The organism is Lysobacter tyrosinilyticus, assembly GCF_054779815.1.
Window position 1 is genome coordinate 431,496 of sequence record NZ_BAAGXN010000003.1, and the last position, 13,961, is coordinate 445,456.

The following is a 13,961-nucleotide window of genomic DNA, read 5'->3' on the forward strand; positions in this document are numbered from 1 at the left end:
CGGAACGCCCATGAGCCATCCCCTCCTGACCCTGCGCGAAGGCCCCGTCTGCCGCCTGCGCATGAACCGCCCCGAGCTGCACAACGCCTTCGACGCGATGCTGATCGCGGCGCTGACCGGCGCGCTGGAAGCCGCCGGCGGCGACGAAACCATCCGCGTGGTGGTGCTGGAAGCGGAGGGCGCGTCCTTCTCGGCCGGTGCGGACCTGAACTGGATGCGCGGCATGGCCGCAGCCAGCGAGGCAGCGAACCGCGACGACGCCCTCGCCCTCGCCCGCCTGATGCGCGCGCTGGACGAGCTGCCCAAGCCGACGATCGCGAAGGTCCACGGCGCAGCCTTCGGTGGCGGCGTCGGGCTGGTCGCGTGCTGCGACATCGCCATCGGCGCGCCGGAAGCCAAGTTCGGCCTGACTGAAAGCAAGCTGGGCCTGCTTCCGGCAGTGATCTCGCCCTACGTGATCGACGCCATCGGCGCGCGCCAGGCGCGGCGCTGGTTCGCAACCGCCGAAATCTTCGACGCCGCCGAAGCGCGGCGCATCGGACTGCTGCATGACGTGGTTTCAGCGGACACGCTCGACGCCGTCGTGCAGCGCCAGATCGACCTCCTGCTCAAGGCCGGCCCCGTGGCTGCCGCATCCGCGAAGCAGCTCGTGCGCCGCGTAGCCGACGAAACCAACCGCGACCGTCTCGATGGCGACAACGCCGCGCTGATCGCACAGCTGCGCGTGTCGCCAGAGGGGCAGGAAGGCTTGGGCGCGTTCCTCGACAAGCGCAAGCCGGCCTGGATCCAATCCTGATGTTCACCAAGATCCTCATCGCCAACCGCGGCGAAATCGCCTGCCGCGTGATTCGCAGTGCGCGTCGGCTCGGCATCCGCACGGTGGCGGTGTATTCCGAAGCCGATGCCGACGCCCAGCACGTGCGCCTGGCGGATGAGGCGTACTGCATCGGCGGTCCGCGTCCGCAGGAGTCCTACCTGCGCGGCGATGCGATCATCGAAGTAGCCAAGCGCAGCGGCGCGCAGGCGATCCATCCCGGCTACGGCTTCCTCAGCGAGAACGCGGACTTCGCCGACGCAGTGGCAACGGCGGGTCTGGCGTTCATCGGTCCGTCCGGCGCGTCGATGCGCAAGATGGGCAGCAAGGCCGGCGGGAAGGAACTCATGCACGCCGCCGGCGTGCCGGTGGTACCGGGTTACACCGGTGCGGACCAGGCGCCCGAAGTCCTGCAACGCGAAGCCGACGCCATCGGCTACCCGCTGATGATCAAGGCCGCACACGGCGGCGGCGGCAAGGGCATGCGCATCGTGCGCTCGAGCGCCGAATTCGTCGCCAACCTCGAAAGCTGCCAGCGCGAAGCGCGCAATGCTTTCGGTCGCGACCGCGTGCTGCTCGAACGCTATGTGGAAAAGCCGCGGCACATCGAGATCCAGGTCTTCGCCGATTCGCATGGCCATACCCTGCATCTCAACGAGCGCGAATGCTCGGCACAGCGTCGTTACCAGAAGGTGCTGGAAGAATCGCCGTCGTCCTTCCTCTCGCCGCAGCTACGAAACGCGATGGGCGACGCCGCTGTCGCTGCAGCGCGCGCGATCGACTACGTCAACGCGGGTACGGTGGAGTTCATCGTCGGCCAGGACGGTGGCTTCTACTTCATGGAGATCAACACGCGGCTGCAGGTCGAGCATCCGGTGACCGAATTCGTGACCGGTCTGGACCTGGTCGAGTGGCAGCTGCGCGTCGCCGCTGGCGAAGCCCTGCCGCTACAGCAGCAAGACGTCCGCCAGGACGGTCACGCCATCGAAGTGCGCCTGTACGCGGAAGACCCGGAAGCGGGTTTCCTGCCCGGCTCCGGCAAGTTGGAACGCCTGCGCCTGCCCAACCCCGACACGCATGTGCGCATCGATTCGGGCGTGATCGAAGGCGACACGGTGACGATCTTCTACGACCCGATGATCGCCAAGCTGATCGTCTGGGATCGCGACCGCCCACGTGCCCTCGCCCGCCTGCGCGATGCGCTCGCGCAGTGCGACATCGCGGGGCCGAAGTCGAACATCGACTTCCTCGAGCGGCTCGCACGTCACCCCGCGGTGGTCGGCGGCACCATCGACACCGGCTACCTGGACCGGCATCTCGACGAATTCGTGCCCGAAGGCGACCACGTCGCGCCCGACGCCGATCTGCTGCTCGCCGCAGCCACCACCCAGTTGCTGCTGCAGGAGCGTCAGACGCGCGACAGCGCCCGCGCTTCCAACGACCCGACCTCGCCGTGGGCCATTGCCGACGGTTGGCGTCTCGGCCATGGCGGCCATCGCAGTCTCGCCTTCCTGCACCGCGGCCAGCGCGTCGAGCTGCGTACGCACGGGAGCAACGGTGAGTACCGCATCGAGGGGGTTGAAGCGGGCAAGGATGCACATATTGTTTCGGGTGCAAGGCTCGATGGCGACAACCTGAGCCTGCGCATCGACGGTCGTGCTCGCCGCTTCACCGTGCTCGAACAGGGCAAGCGGCTAGTCGTCCACGATGGAGTACAGCGGCTGGGGCTGGAACCGGTGGCGATGTATCGTCACGAACAGGCTTCAACCAGCAGCGGCTCCGATCGCGTGACCGCTCCGATGCCAGGCCGTGTGGTCGTGGTGCGAACCGTCACTGGCGACAAGGTCGAAGCCGGCCAGGAAGTCATGGTGATCGAAGCGATGAAGATGGAATTGAGCCTCAAGGCACCGCGCGCCGGCGTTGTCGCCGAAGTGCGCGCCGCTGGCGGCGACTTCGTCGAAGCCGACGCCGTGCTCGTCACCTTGGAACCCTGACATGACCCAGCCCACACAAGTACGCATCGTCGAAGTAGGCCCGCGCGATGGCCTGCAGAACGAGAAAAACATCATCGCCACCGCGGACAAGATCGAACTGATCGATCGTCTATCGGCCACTGGCCTGCGCAGCATCGAAGCCACCAGCTTCGTGAGCCCCAAGTGGGTACCGCAGCTCGCCGACGCGGCCGAGGTCTATGCGGGAATCGCCAGGCAGCCGGGCATCAGCTATCCCGTGCTCGTGCCGAACGAACAGGGCTATGAGCGCGCGCGCGCGGTCGGCGTCACCGAGATCGCTGTGTTCACCGCGGCTTCGGAAGCCTTCAATCGCAAGAACATCAACGCCAGCATCGACGAATCGCTCGCCCGCTTCGCCCCGGTCATGGCGCGCGCTACGGCCGACGGAGTGAAGGTGCGGGGCTACGTCTCCACCGTGCTCGGCTGCCCGTACCAGGGCGAAGTGCCGGTTTCCGATGTCGTTCGCGTGGCCAAGGCCCTGCACGACATGGGCTGCTACGAGATCTCGCTGGGCGACACGATCGGCGTCGGCACGCCCGGCAAGGCGCGGGCGATGCTCAAGGCCGTCGCGGCTGAAGTGCCGATGCCGGCGCTGGCAGTCCACTTCCACGACACCTACGGCCAGGCACTGTCGAACATCCTTGCCTGCCTGGAAGAAGGCGTGGCGGTGGTCGACGCCGCGGTTTCCGGCGCTGGCGGCTGCCCCTATGCCAAGGGCGCCAGCGGGAATGTCGCAAGCGAAGATGTTGTGTATATGCTGCACGGACTGGGCATCGGGACCGGGATCGATCTCGACAAGCTCGCCGAAACCGGACGCTGGCTCGCCGCCCTGCTCGGGCGCGAAACCGGCAGCAAGGCAGGAAAGGCTCTGCTTTCGAAGTGATGGAAACGAAATGACCGCCAAAGGGCCGCTGCGAGCAGTCCCATCGACATCGGATGCCGATGCCGCATCGACACTCGCAGCGCTCGAACAGGCGTGCAACGACCCGTCGCTTCCATCCCATCTTCGCCCCCTGCTTCAACAAGCACGCGACGCTCTGCGCGAAGCCGGCACAGCCGCGGACATCGAACGCAATCGCTATCGCGCCGTCTTCGACGCGGTCCCCGATCCCGTCAGCATCATCGATTGGGACGGCACCGTGCTGGACGTCAACAAGGCCGGCATGGCCGCGTACCAGCGCACTCGCGAGGAGATCGTCGGCAAGCCGATCGAATTCCTCAATCCCGACCTGCCGCGCGACCACCTGCGCCCGGTGTGGGAAACGTTGAATCGCGGTGAGACTTTCGTCATCGAAGTCACCAACATGCGCGCCGACGGCACGCGCTTCCCGGTGGAAGTGCATTCGGCCGGCTTCAACGACGACGGCAAGACCCGCATCGTCGCCGTCGCCCGCGACCTGAGCGGCCGCCATGCGGCCGAGCTGCGCTATCGCGAGCTGATGGAGACGATCGACAAGGGCATCATCGTCCGCAATGCCGATGGCGAGATCGTCCACGCGAATCCCGCGGCGATGCGCATCCTCGACATCGAGGAGGGCCGGGTTCTCCAGGACGACCTGCGCGAGGAAGTCTGGCTGACGTTCGACGAACACGGTCGCGAAGTCGCCAAGGCCGATCAGCCGGCAACCTACGCACTGCGCACGGGCAAGATCGTCGAGAGCACGGTGCTGGGCTTCTACAACCGGCGCACTCGCCAGCTTAAATGGCTGTCGGTGACCTGCGTGCCGCAGTTCGAGGCGGGTGGCAGCTGTCCTTCGCAAGTGTTGTCGTTGTTCTCGGACGTCACCGCACTCAAGCGCGACAGCGCGCTGTTCGACCGCGCGCAGGCGCTGGCGCACATTGGCGGCTGGGAGTGGGACAGCGGGCGCAATGCGCTCTATTTCACCGAGGAAGCACTGCGCATCGTCGGCCAGCATCCGGCACCGGCAACGATGGATGACCTGCTGGCCTGCCTGCGCGAACCCGATCGGCGCCGTCTGCGCACCGCGCTGGAACATACGCTCTCGCACGGCCGCGGACTCAATCTCGACCTGCAGGGCTGGCAGGCGAATGGGCACATGTTCTGGGTCCGAGTGATCGGCGAAGCCGAAACCGGCAATCCGCTGAGCGCGCATATCACCGGAACGCTGCAGGACATCACCGAGCGCAAGCAGGCGGAAGAAACCCTGCGCGTGCAGGCCCGTACCGATCCGCTCACCGGCCTGCTCAATCGAGACGCGGTGCTCGAGGAACTCGAAAACCGCCTGTCCGACCCGTCGCTGGCGCGCGCGGCCGTGCTGTACATCGACCTCGACCGCTTCAAGATCGTCAACGACGTGCTGGGGCATGCAGCCGGCGATCGGCTGTTGTCGGCGGCCTCGCGCCGCATCCAGCGCGCCATCGGCAGCGAAGGCCTTATTGCCCGCTTCGGCGGCGACGAATTCCTCGTCGTCTGTTCCACCGGCGACGAGCCGACGCGACCCGAGCGTCTGGCCGACGCCATCCTCGAAGCGTTCTCCGAGAGCTTCCGGATGGACGGCGAGGAATTCAGCATCACCGCCAGTATTGGCATCGCCCAGGCCCCGATCGACGGACGGCGTGCGCAGCAGCTGATCCAGAACGCCGACGTTGCGATGTACGACAGCAAGCGTCGCGGTCGCAACGACTGGCAGAGTTTCACCGCGGAACTCGCCGAACAGCAGCTCCAGCGCCTGCAGCTGGAAACCCACCTGCGCCGCGCAGTGATCAATGACGAATTCAAGCTCGTCTACCAGCCTCTGGTCGAGATCGAGTCGGGCAACGTGGTCGGCGCCGAAGCGCTGATCCGCTGGAACAACCGCCTGCTGGGCGAGATGCGGCCCGACCGCTTCATCAGCCATGCCGAAACCACCGGCGACATCGTCGGTATCGGCGGTTGGGTGCTGCGCGAAGCCTGCCGGCAGATGCGGCACTGGCGCGATCGCGGCCTGAAGCTGGAGCGCGTGGCCGTCAACGTCTCCTATCGCCAGTTCCTGGGCGAAGACCTGACCGAACACGTGCGCGCCGCGCTTTCCGAATCCGGCCTGCCCGGCAATGCGCTGGAACTGGAATTCACCGAACGCGTGCTGATCGAGGACGCCCCCGACACGATGCGCACCTTCCTCGCGCTGCGCGACATGGGCGTGGTGCTGACCATCGACGATTTCGGCGAAGGCTACAGCGCGCTCAATTACCTGCGTCGCCTCCCCATCCACGGGCTCAAGCTCAGCCAGCTGTTCGTCCAGGGCGTGCCGGATCGCAAATCGGACGTCGCGGTGTGCCAGGCCGTCACCGGCATCGCGCGCAGCCTGGGGCTGAGCATGGTGGCCGAAGGCATCGAGACCGAGCGCCAACGCAAGTTCCTGCTCGAGCTGGGCGTCACCATCGGCCAGGGCTTCCTGTTCGCCCCCGGCCTCGCGCCGGACGAGCTGCAGCCCACCTATCCACCACATCAGTCCTGAGGAGCGCTCGATGGTTTCGATATGGAAGATCCGGCCGATCGAGCCCAGGGATGAATCGACCATCGCGGCGATCATCCGTACCGTGATGCCCGAATACGGCGCGACCGGCGAAGGCTTCGCCATCAACGACCCCGAGGTCGACTGGATGCAGCGCGCCTACTCACTGCCGCGCAGCGTCTATTTCGTCGTCGAGCAGGAAGGCAAGGTCGTAGGTGGCGGCGGAATCGCGCCACTGACCGGGGGCGACGAGGACACCTGCGAACTGCGCAAGATGTATTTCCTCAAGCAGATCCGCGGTCAGGGAATCGGCAGCGAGATGCTGAAACGCTGCCTGGATACGGCCCGCTCGTTCGGCTTCCGCTACTGCTACCTGGAGACGCTGGGCGGAATGAACGACGCGATCCGCCTGTACGAGCGTCACGGCTTCAAACGGATCGGCGCACCCCGCGGTCGGACCGGTCACGGCGGTTGCGACACCTACTATTTGCGCGAGCTTTAGGCCCCGCATCGCCCGGCACGGTTTGTGACTTGTAGAGCGGAGCTTGCTCCGCTGCTTTTGTTGATGCCCCGACTTGTCCAGAAAGCCCGCGCTCGCCGCGAACGGCGCGCCGGGCAGGCCCGGCGCTACTAAAGTGACCCCAAGAACAGCGGAGCAAGCTCCGCTCTACAAGTCCCTTCAATCGCCGGCACCCCGCCGGAAACGGCCGCCGGGGCAAAAGAAGCGCGCCCCCGGGTAAAATTCCGGACTTTCGCCCTCTCAGGACCCTCCCATGCAGCTCAACACCGTCCGCGCCATCGTCACCGGCGGCGTCTCTGGCCTCGGCCTGGCCGTAGCCCAGCATCTCGTCGCCAATGGCGCGAAGGTCGCGCTATTCGATGTGAATGACGAGAAGGGTGCCGCCGCCGTCGCGGAACTGGGCGAGGCCAATGCGCGCTACTTCAAGACGGATGTGAGCAACGAAGCCGGCGTCACGGCGAACGTCGATGCGGCGAAGGAATTCCTCGGCGGCCTCAACGCCGCGATCAACTGCGCCGGCATCCTCGGCGCCGGCCGCGTGCTCGGCAAGGAAGGACCGATGCCGCTGTCGCAGTTCCAGACCACGGTAATGGTCAACCTGGTCGGCAGCTTCAACGTCGCCAAGGCGGCGGCCCAGGTGATGCAGAACAACGAAGCCGGTGAAGATGGCGAGCGCGGTGTGATCGTGAATACGGCATCGGTGGCCGCTTACGAAGGCCAGATCGGCCAGGCCGCGTATTCGGCGAGCAAGGGCGGCGTGGTCGGCATGACCCTGCCGATGGCGCGCGAACTCGCCCGCTTCGGCATCCGCGTCATGACGGTCGCGCCGGGCGTGTTCTGGACGCCGATGGTCGATGGCATGCCGGAATCGGTGCAGCAGTCGCTGGCCGCGACCATCCCGTTCCCGTCGCGCCTGGGCCGTCCGGAAGAATTCGCCGACCTGGTCGCCTACATCCTGGGCAACACTTACCTCAACGGCGAAACCATCCGTCTGGATGGCGCTACCCGCCTGGCTCCGAAGTGACCACGGGTTCGCGCGCCGAACGCTGGATTCGCGAACGCTGGCCCGCAATCCGGGCCCGCGGTTTCGCACGGTTCCTGCTGCTGCGTGGCTTGCTGGGCTGGGGCGGTCTCTTGGCCGTCGCCATGGGGACCATGGCCACGCTCAAGCTGGGCCTGGCTCATCCGCGCCTGCCCATGCTGCTCGGCCTCGACTTGTCGCTATGCGCTGTCGGTGGACTGCTCTGGGCCACACTGACCTGGTGGGTCAACGAACGCATCTTCCTTTCCCTCACATCCGATCGAATTTCATGAAGGCTTACGACGTAAAGAAAGGCAACGTTGTCGAACATAACAACGGCGTCTACCAGATCCGCGACATCGAACGCAGCTCGCCGCAGGGCCGTGGCGGCAACGTGAAGTATCGCTTCACCATGTACAGCGTGCCGGGCGGCGTGAAGCTCGACGTCAGCATGGGCGCGGAAGACGAGCTCAAGGAAGTCGAATTGAGCCGTCGCCAGGCGACGTTCTCGTACAAGGATGGCGACGCGTTCGTGTTCCTCGATGACGAGGACTACACGTCGTACACGCTCGACGCTGACGTCGTTGGCGACGCCGCGGGCTACATCGTCGATGAACTCAGCGGCTGCTACGTGCAGATCATCGACGACCAGCCGGTCGCGCTGCAGCTACCGCAGAACGTGGCGATCGAAGTGATCGAAACGCCGCCGGAACTCAAGGGCGGCACCGCCACCAAGCGCCCCAAGCCGGCCAAGCTGTCGACCGGCATCGAGATCATGGTTCCGGAGTACATCGGTACTGGCGAAAAGGTGCTGGTGAATACCACTACCGGCGAGTTCGCTGGACGCGCGGACTGATCGGTTCGCAAAGTGCTTCAAAAGCGAAGGCCAGGCTGCAAACCAGCCTGGCCTTTCTGATTTCGTGGTACTGCCTTTTTGTTCGTCTTATTTCGTCATCCCGGCGAACGCCGGGATCCAGCTTCTGATGGTTGACGAAGCGAGCAAGAACTAGATCAAAGGCTGGATCCCGGCGTTCGCCGGGATGACGAGTTCAAGAAGCCAGGCCGGCAAGTTTGCTCAACGCCAGCCACTTCTCCGCCATCCGCCTCAGCGACGGATCGAGTTCCGCATCGGCCGCAATCTCATTGATCTCGCGCCAGGCCAGATCGTGCGACTCGTCGCTGACCGCGTAGGTCTCGTTGTCGCCGGCACGCACGATGTAGCGCACGTCGTAGTGCCAGTGCCCCGGGACGTCGCCGCGTTCGGGAATCCAATGGCGATCCAGATCGAAGATCGCGGGTTCTACCGACAGTTCATCCAGCCCTGATTCTTCTTCCGCTTCGCGCAATGCCACCCGCGCGAGATCGCGATCGCCATCGGCGTGTCCGCCCAACTGCAACCAACGATCCAGCTTGCGATGGTGCGTGAGCAACACGCGGGCGTCTGCGCGATCCACCAGCCAGGACGACGCGGTGAAGTGTCCGGCCAGTCGCTCGCGGCTGAACGGATCAGCTGTGCCGTCCTCATCCAGCAAGCCGCCAAACAAATCCACGACCGCCGCCTCCGCGGGCCATCGCGCGGCGTAATCCCGCAGCGCATGATGCAGTGCGTCAATTCCGGACAGTGCGGTGTTCGAGGCGGCGTGGTGGTTCATGAGTAGCAAGTCTGCAGGGGGCGGCGATTATCGCCTTTGCCGATCCCGGCTTGTGCCGTTGCTGCGCCGCAGGGTATGGTGCCGCCGGCTCACGTATCGCCCCAAGCGGCAAACCGTGGCGTCTGGTCAATCCGTTTTGGGGAGAACGTAATGCTGTTTCAACGCAGGAAACCGCTGGATCTGATTCTTGAGACCGCCGGCAAGCGCTCTTTGACGCGCCAGCTTGGCGCTTTCGATCTCACGATGCTCGGCATCGGTGCAGTCATCGGTACGGGCATCTTCGTGCTGACCGCCGTGGCGGCCAACAAGGCCGGCCCGGGCATGATGTATTCCTTCATCATCGCCGGCATCGTCTGTGCGCTGACCGCACTGATCTATTCCGAGATCGCGGCCATGGTGCCGGTCTCGGGTTCCGCATACACCTATTCCTATGCCGTGCTGGGCGAACTGATCGCCTGGATGGTCGGCTGGGCGCTCATCCTGGAATACGCGGTGGCGGCAGGCGCGGTTTCCGTGGGGTGGTCAGGCTATGCCAACGGCTTCCTGGCCCAACATGGGCTGGGATTGCCCGACTTCTTTACCGCCGGTCCGTTCTGGATCGAACACGTGAAGGATCGGGGCGACGTAGTGCATCTGGTCGATGGTGTCGCGCACAAGGGCGGCTTCAACCTGATCGCTTTCTTGCTTGCGTTCGCCGTGACCGGGCTGCTTGTCGCCGGTACCTCGAAGTCGGCCAAGGTCACCGCCGTACTGGTGATGATCAAGATCGTGGCGCTGATAGCCTTCATCGCACTGGCCTTCCCGAAGGTCCAGGGTACGAATTTCGTACCGATGCTGCCTAACGGCTGGGGCACCCCGCTGTCCGGCGTTGGCGTTCTCGGCGCGGCTGCTTCGATCTTCTTCGCCTACGTCGGCTTCGATGCGGTATCGACGGCTGCCGAGGAAACCAAGAATCCGAACCGCAACATCCCCATTGGTCTGATCGGTTCGCTTGCCATCTGCACCATCATCTACTTGCTGGTTGCCTACACCGCAGTCGGCTCGATGGGTGCGCAACCGGGCGGCCCGCTGTCGGAAAGCAAGGAACCCCTGGCCTTCGTGCTGCGCCAAATCGGCCACCCGCTGGTTGGTGACCTGGTCGGCTTCGCCGCAATCCTGGCGCTGCCGTCGGTGGTGCTGATGATGATGTTCGGCCAGACCCGCATTCTGTTCACCATGTCGCGCGACGGTCTCTTGCCGGACAAGCTGTCCGAGGTGCATCCGAAGTTCCACACCCCGCACGTGATCACCTGGATCACCGGCATCTTCGTGGCATTCTTCGCGGCGCTGTTTCCGGTCGACATCCTGGCCGACATTTCCAATGCCGGCACCCTGTTCGCCTTCGCAGCCGTCGCCATTGGCGTGTTGGTGCTGCGCAAGACCGAGCCGAACCGTCCGCGTCCTTTCAGGACGCCGCTGGTGTGGATCGTCGGTCCGTTGGCGTTGGGCGGTTGTGCCTTGCTGTTCTTCAGCCTCGGCTGGAATCCTACGATCAAGTTCTTCGTCTTCTGGGCGATCGTCGGTCTTCTCGTGTACTTCCTGTATGCACGTCGTCGCAGCCATCTGGCCCCGGGCAACGAGCACCTGCTGCATGGTCTGTCCGACAAGCTGCCGGCCGATCCGCTGGTGCACGAAGGTCCGAGCACCGGCCCGTAAGGATCGATTGCGGAACCGCAAGAAAGAGCCCGGCCCCGGCCGGGCTCTTTCGTTATGCGCCGGTGGTGTGGGGCGCCGCAGCGGGGTTGGTACAATTTGCAGCATGAATTCGGCCCTTCCCTACGACCCCGCCCGCCTGGCGCAGTGCGCCATGGAAATCATCGTCAACGTGCGCGAGCTGTCCGCGCGCGGCTGGACCCCGGCGACCAGCAGCAACTTCTCCCGCCGCATGGACGGCCAGAACGTCGCGATCACGGTGTCCGGGCGCGACAAGGGCAAGCTGACCGAAGCCGACATCATGGTGGTCGACCTGGAGGGCAATCCGGTCGCGACCGACCAGAAGTCCTCGGCCGAAACCCTGCTGCACACCCAGCTGTACAAGCGCTTCCCGCAGATCGGCTGCGTGCTGCACACCCATTCGCACAACCAGACCGTAGCTTCGCGGCTGTACGCCGGCATCGGGCACATGCACCTGGAAGGCTACGAGCTGCTGAAAGCCTTCAGCGGCACCACCACGCATGACGTGGAAATGGACATTCCGGTCTTCGCCAACACCCAGGACATGCACACGCTGGCTGCACAGGTCGATGCCCTCCTCGACAAGCAGTCGATGTGGGGCTACCTGATCGACGGGCACGGCCTCTACGCCTGGGGCAAGGACATGGCCGAGGCACGCCGGCACCTGGAAGCCTTCGAGTTCCTGCTGGGCTGCGAGCTGGACCTGCGCCGCCTGCGCTCGTAAGGCAGGCCACGCCCCTAATCCCCGGTGCCGGTTCCAGACCGGCCTACGGAATCAATCAGGAAAACGCACCATGAGCCGCCTGAGAATCTTTGCCGAAGACAACCCCAACGATCCGCTGCTGGTCGCCCACGAGCAGGCCGAAATGGCCCGCGAGCTGGCGAAGATCAATGTCGGCTTCGAACAATGGATTGCCGGCAAGCCGATCAAGCCGGGCGACGCGCCCGACATCATCCTCGACGCCTATCGCAGCGACATCGACCGTCTGATTGCCGATCGCGGCTTCAAGACCGTGGACGTGGTCAGCATCGCGCCCGACAACCCGCAGAAAGAAGCGATGCGCGCGAAGTTCCTCGACGAGCACTTCCACAAGGAAGACGAAGTACGCTTCTTCGTCGCGGGCTCGGGCCTGTTCACCCTGCACGTCGGCGAAAAGGTCTATGAGATCCGTTGCGAACAGGGCGACCTGATCTCGGTACCGGACAGCGCATTGCACTGGTTCGACATGGGACCGGAGCCGAGCTTCGTCGCGATCCGGTTCTTCACCGAGCCGGATGGCTGGGTCGGGCATTTCACGGGCACTGATATCGCGCAGCGTTTCCCGCGTTATGAGCGCGGCGCCGCGGGTTGAATCCTCCCCGACCGACCTTTCGAACCACGAGAACAACAGCTGGATCCCGGCATCCGCCGGGATGACGAGCAAGAGCAGCAACCCATGACCATCCGCGCCATCCTCACCGACATCGAAGGCACCACCAGCAGCATTTCCTTCGTCAAGGACGTGCTGTTCCCTTACGCGCGCCGCGCCCTCCCCGCCTTTGTCGCCGCACGCGGCCAGGAGCCGGATGTGCGTCGCTGGCTCGATGCGGTCGCTACCGAGTGCGGCGGCATGTGCGACGACAACATGGTCGTCGAGGTCCTGCAGGGCTGGATCGACGAAGACCGCAAGCACACCGCGCTGAAGGCCCTGCAGGGCATGGTCTGGGCGGATGGCTACCGCAGCGTCGATTTCACCGCGCACATCTATCCCGATGCCGCACCGGCGCTCAATGCGTGGAAGGAATCCGGGTTGCCGCTGTACGTGTATTCCTCCGGCAGCGTGCCCGCTCAGCGCCTGTTCTTCGGGCATAGCGATGCGGGCGACCTAACGCCGCTGTTCTCGGGCTGGTTCGATACGGAAATAGGTGGCAAGCGCGAAGCCGGCAGTTATCGCCGCATCGCCGAAGCGATCGACATCGCTCCCTCCGAAATCCTGTTCCTGTCCGATGTGGTGGAGGAGCTGGATGCGGCCCGCGAAGCCGGACTGGCGACGGTGCTGATCGACCGCCATCAGGATTACCCGCAGCCGCGCACCGGCGACGCCGCACATGGCCATGCACGCGTGGAATCCTTCGCGGACGTCGCACTCGCCGGCTGACTGGTGTCATTCCGAACGTAGCGGCAGCGCAATCGCTGCGCTCGGGGCGCTGCTAGCCGTGGATCTTTTCGCCCCGCGCCATCATCGCCACAAACTTCTCTGCGCGCGCCCGCCGCGTCTCGGCCTTCTTGGCGGTCTGCACCCGCCAGCAGAAGGCGTAGCGGTTGGTTCTGTCGAGTTGATCGAAGAAGCGGCACGCTCCCGCATTGGCTGCGAGGGCGTCAGCCAATTCCTGCGGGACTTCCATCCGGCTTGAGCCTTCATAGGCGGCTTCCCAGCGCCCATCCCGCTTCGCCGCGTCGACTTCTCGCTGACCGGCAGGTTGCATCCGTCCGTCCGCGATCAATTGTTCGACCTTGGCGATATTGATCCTGGACCACACGCTGCGCGGCCGACGCGGTGTGAAGCGCAGCATGTAGAACTTCTCGTCCATGGCGCGCTTCTGCCCGTCGATCCAGCCGTGGCACAGCGCGCCCTCGATCGCCTCGTTCTGGCTGACACTGGTTTCGCCGCCATCTTTCTTCGCTATCTGCACCCACACGCCTGCGGCGTCAGCGTGGGTAGCCAGCCATTTTTCCCAAGCCGCCTGCGTCCGGAACAGTTTGACGGGCAATTCTTTAGCCAAGCTTTGAGCCA

The 13,961-nt window shown here is 64.9% G+C and carries 14 protein-coding genes; 12 read left to right on the forward strand and 2 right to left on the reverse strand.

Annotation, left to right across the window (positions count from 1 at the left end; all coding sequences use genetic code 11):
• Nucleotides 1-10 precede the first annotated feature (10 nt).
• From ACYVGK_RS08680 to yeiP, 8 genes are all read left to right on the forward strand, one after another.
• Nucleotides 11-796: an enoyl-CoA hydratase-related protein gene (locus ACYVGK_RS08680; protein WP_460732964.1), complete on the forward strand. Its 786-nt coding sequence runs from the start codon at nucleotides 11-13 to the stop codon at nucleotides 794-796.
• Nucleotides 796-2,808 (forward strand): acetyl/propionyl/methylcrotonyl-CoA carboxylase subunit alpha, encoded by a 2,013-nt coding sequence (locus ACYVGK_RS08685; RefSeq protein ID WP_460732965.1) that lies wholly within the window; start codon nucleotides 796-798, stop codon nucleotides 2,806-2,808. Before ACYVGK_RS08680 ends, ACYVGK_RS08685 begins: the two co-directional genes overlap by 1 nt.
• 1 nt (nucleotide 2,809) lies before the next feature.
• A complete protein-coding gene (locus ACYVGK_RS08690; protein WP_460732966.1) occupies nucleotides 2,810-3,709 on the forward strand; it encodes a hydroxymethylglutaryl-CoA lyase in 900 nt (299 codons plus the stop codon).
• A 10-nt stretch (nucleotides 3,710-3,719) separates the two neighbouring features.
• Entirely contained in the window at nucleotides 3,720-6,284 is a 2,565-nt protein-coding gene (locus ACYVGK_RS08695) for a sensor domain-containing protein (RefSeq protein WP_460732967.1), read from the forward strand.
• A gap of 10 nt (nucleotides 6,285-6,294) precedes the next feature.
• The gene (locus ACYVGK_RS08700) at nucleotides 6,295-6,783 is read left to right on the forward strand and encodes a GNAT family N-acetyltransferase (protein ID WP_460732968.1); all 489 of its coding nucleotides are present in this window, start codon (nucleotides 6,295-6,297) and stop codon (nucleotides 6,781-6,783) included.
• Nucleotides 6,784-7,054: 271 nt separating this feature from the next.
• The gene (locus ACYVGK_RS08705) at nucleotides 7,055-7,825 is read left to right on the forward strand and encodes an SDR family NAD(P)-dependent oxidoreductase (protein ID WP_460732969.1); all 771 of its coding nucleotides are present in this window, start codon (nucleotides 7,055-7,057) and stop codon (nucleotides 7,823-7,825) included.
• Nucleotides 7,822-8,115 (forward strand): hypothetical protein, encoded by a 294-nt coding sequence (locus ACYVGK_RS08710; RefSeq protein ID WP_460732970.1) that lies wholly within the window; start codon nucleotides 7,822-7,824, stop codon nucleotides 8,113-8,115. Before ACYVGK_RS08705 ends, ACYVGK_RS08710 begins: the two co-directional genes overlap by 4 nt.
• Nucleotides 8,112-8,678: an elongation factor P-like protein YeiP gene (yeiP, locus tag ACYVGK_RS08715; protein WP_460732971.1), complete on the forward strand. Its 567-nt coding sequence runs from the start codon at nucleotides 8,112-8,114 to the stop codon at nucleotides 8,676-8,678. The genes ACYVGK_RS08710 and yeiP overlap by 4 nt, the downstream gene beginning before the upstream one ends.
• Nucleotides 8,679-8,871: 193 nt before the next feature.
• Here the strand turns inward: yeiP and ACYVGK_RS08720 are convergent, their stop codons facing one another.
• On the reverse strand, nucleotides 8,872-9,474 hold the full coding sequence (locus tag ACYVGK_RS08720; RefSeq protein WP_460732972.1) for an NUDIX hydrolase: 603 nt from the start codon (nucleotides 9,472-9,474) through the stop codon (nucleotides 8,872-8,874).
• A 150-nt stretch (nucleotides 9,475-9,624) separates the two neighbouring features.
• Between ACYVGK_RS08720 and ACYVGK_RS08725 the strand changes: the two genes are divergently transcribed.
• The 4 genes from ACYVGK_RS08725 to mtnC all read left to right on the forward strand — a co-directional run bounded on the left by ACYVGK_RS08725 (nucleotide 9,625) and on the right by mtnC (nucleotide 13,325).
• On the forward strand, nucleotides 9,625-11,169 hold the full coding sequence (locus tag ACYVGK_RS08725) for an amino acid permease (RefSeq protein ID WP_460732973.1): 1,545 nt from the start codon (nucleotides 9,625-9,627) through the stop codon (nucleotides 11,167-11,169).
• A 103-nt stretch (nucleotides 11,170-11,272) separates the two neighbouring features.
• Complete coding sequence (locus tag ACYVGK_RS08730) at nucleotides 11,273-11,911, forward strand: methylthioribulose 1-phosphate dehydratase (RefSeq protein ID WP_460732974.1); 639 nt, start codon at nucleotides 11,273-11,275, stop codon at nucleotides 11,909-11,911.
• Between the two features lie 70 nt (nucleotides 11,912-11,981).
• The gene (locus ACYVGK_RS08735; RefSeq protein ID WP_460732975.1) at nucleotides 11,982-12,539 is read left to right on the forward strand and encodes a 1,2-dihydroxy-3-keto-5-methylthiopentene dioxygenase; all 558 of its coding nucleotides are present in this window, start codon (nucleotides 11,982-11,984) and stop codon (nucleotides 12,537-12,539) included.
• 84 nt (nucleotides 12,540-12,623) lie between these two features.
• The gene (gene mtnC, locus ACYVGK_RS08740) at nucleotides 12,624-13,325 is read left to right on the forward strand and encodes an acireductone synthase (protein WP_460732976.1); all 702 of its coding nucleotides are present in this window, start codon (nucleotides 12,624-12,626) and stop codon (nucleotides 13,323-13,325) included.
• A 52-nt stretch (nucleotides 13,326-13,377) separates the two neighbouring features.
• On the opposite strand, the gene ACYVGK_RS08745 is transcribed toward mtnC, so the two are convergent.
• Entirely contained in the window at nucleotides 13,378-13,950 is a 573-nt protein-coding gene (locus tag ACYVGK_RS08745; protein ID WP_460732977.1) for a YdeI/OmpD-associated family protein, read from the reverse strand.
• Nucleotides 13,951-13,961: the final 11 nt, after the last annotated feature.

What these genes read in the sequence shown, in the direction of transcription:
- ACYVGK_RS08680 (WP_460732964.1), top strand. Translation starts at nt 11, where the DNA reads ATGAGCCATCCCCTCCTGACCCTGCGCGAAGGCCCCGTCTGCCGCCTG.
- ACYVGK_RS08685 (WP_460732965.1), top strand. Translation starts at nt 796, where the DNA reads ATGTTCACCAAGATCCTCATCGCCAACCGCGGCGAAATCGCCTGCCGC.
- ACYVGK_RS08690 (WP_460732966.1), top strand. Translation starts at nt 2,810, where the DNA reads ATGACCCAGCCCACACAAGTACGCATCGTCGAAGTAGGCCCGCGCGAT.
- ACYVGK_RS08695 (WP_460732967.1), top strand. Translation starts at nt 3,720, where the DNA reads ATGACCGCCAAAGGGCCGCTGCGAGCAGTCCCATCGACATCGGATGCC.
- ACYVGK_RS08700 (WP_460732968.1), top strand. Translation starts at nt 6,295, where the DNA reads ATGGTTTCGATATGGAAGATCCGGCCGATCGAGCCCAGGGATGAATCG.
- ACYVGK_RS08705 (WP_460732969.1), top strand. Translation starts at nt 7,055, where the DNA reads ATGCAGCTCAACACCGTCCGCGCCATCGTCACCGGCGGCGTCTCTGGC.
- yeiP (WP_460732971.1), top strand. Translation starts at nt 8,112, where the DNA reads ATGAAGGCTTACGACGTAAAGAAAGGCAACGTTGTCGAACATAACAAC.
- ACYVGK_RS08720 (WP_460732972.1), bottom strand. Translation starts at nt 9,474, where the DNA reads ATGAACCACCACGCCGCCTCGAACACCGCACTGTCCGGAATTGACGCA.
- ACYVGK_RS08725 (WP_460732973.1), top strand. Translation starts at nt 9,625, where the DNA reads ATGCTGTTTCAACGCAGGAAACCGCTGGATCTGATTCTTGAGACCGCC.
- ACYVGK_RS08730 (WP_460732974.1), top strand. Translation starts at nt 11,273, where the DNA reads ATGAATTCGGCCCTTCCCTACGACCCCGCCCGCCTGGCGCAGTGCGCC.
- ACYVGK_RS08735 (WP_460732975.1), top strand. Translation starts at nt 11,982, where the DNA reads ATGAGCCGCCTGAGAATCTTTGCCGAAGACAACCCCAACGATCCGCTG.
- mtnC (WP_460732976.1), top strand. Translation starts at nt 12,624, where the DNA reads ATGACCATCCGCGCCATCCTCACCGACATCGAAGGCACCACCAGCAGC.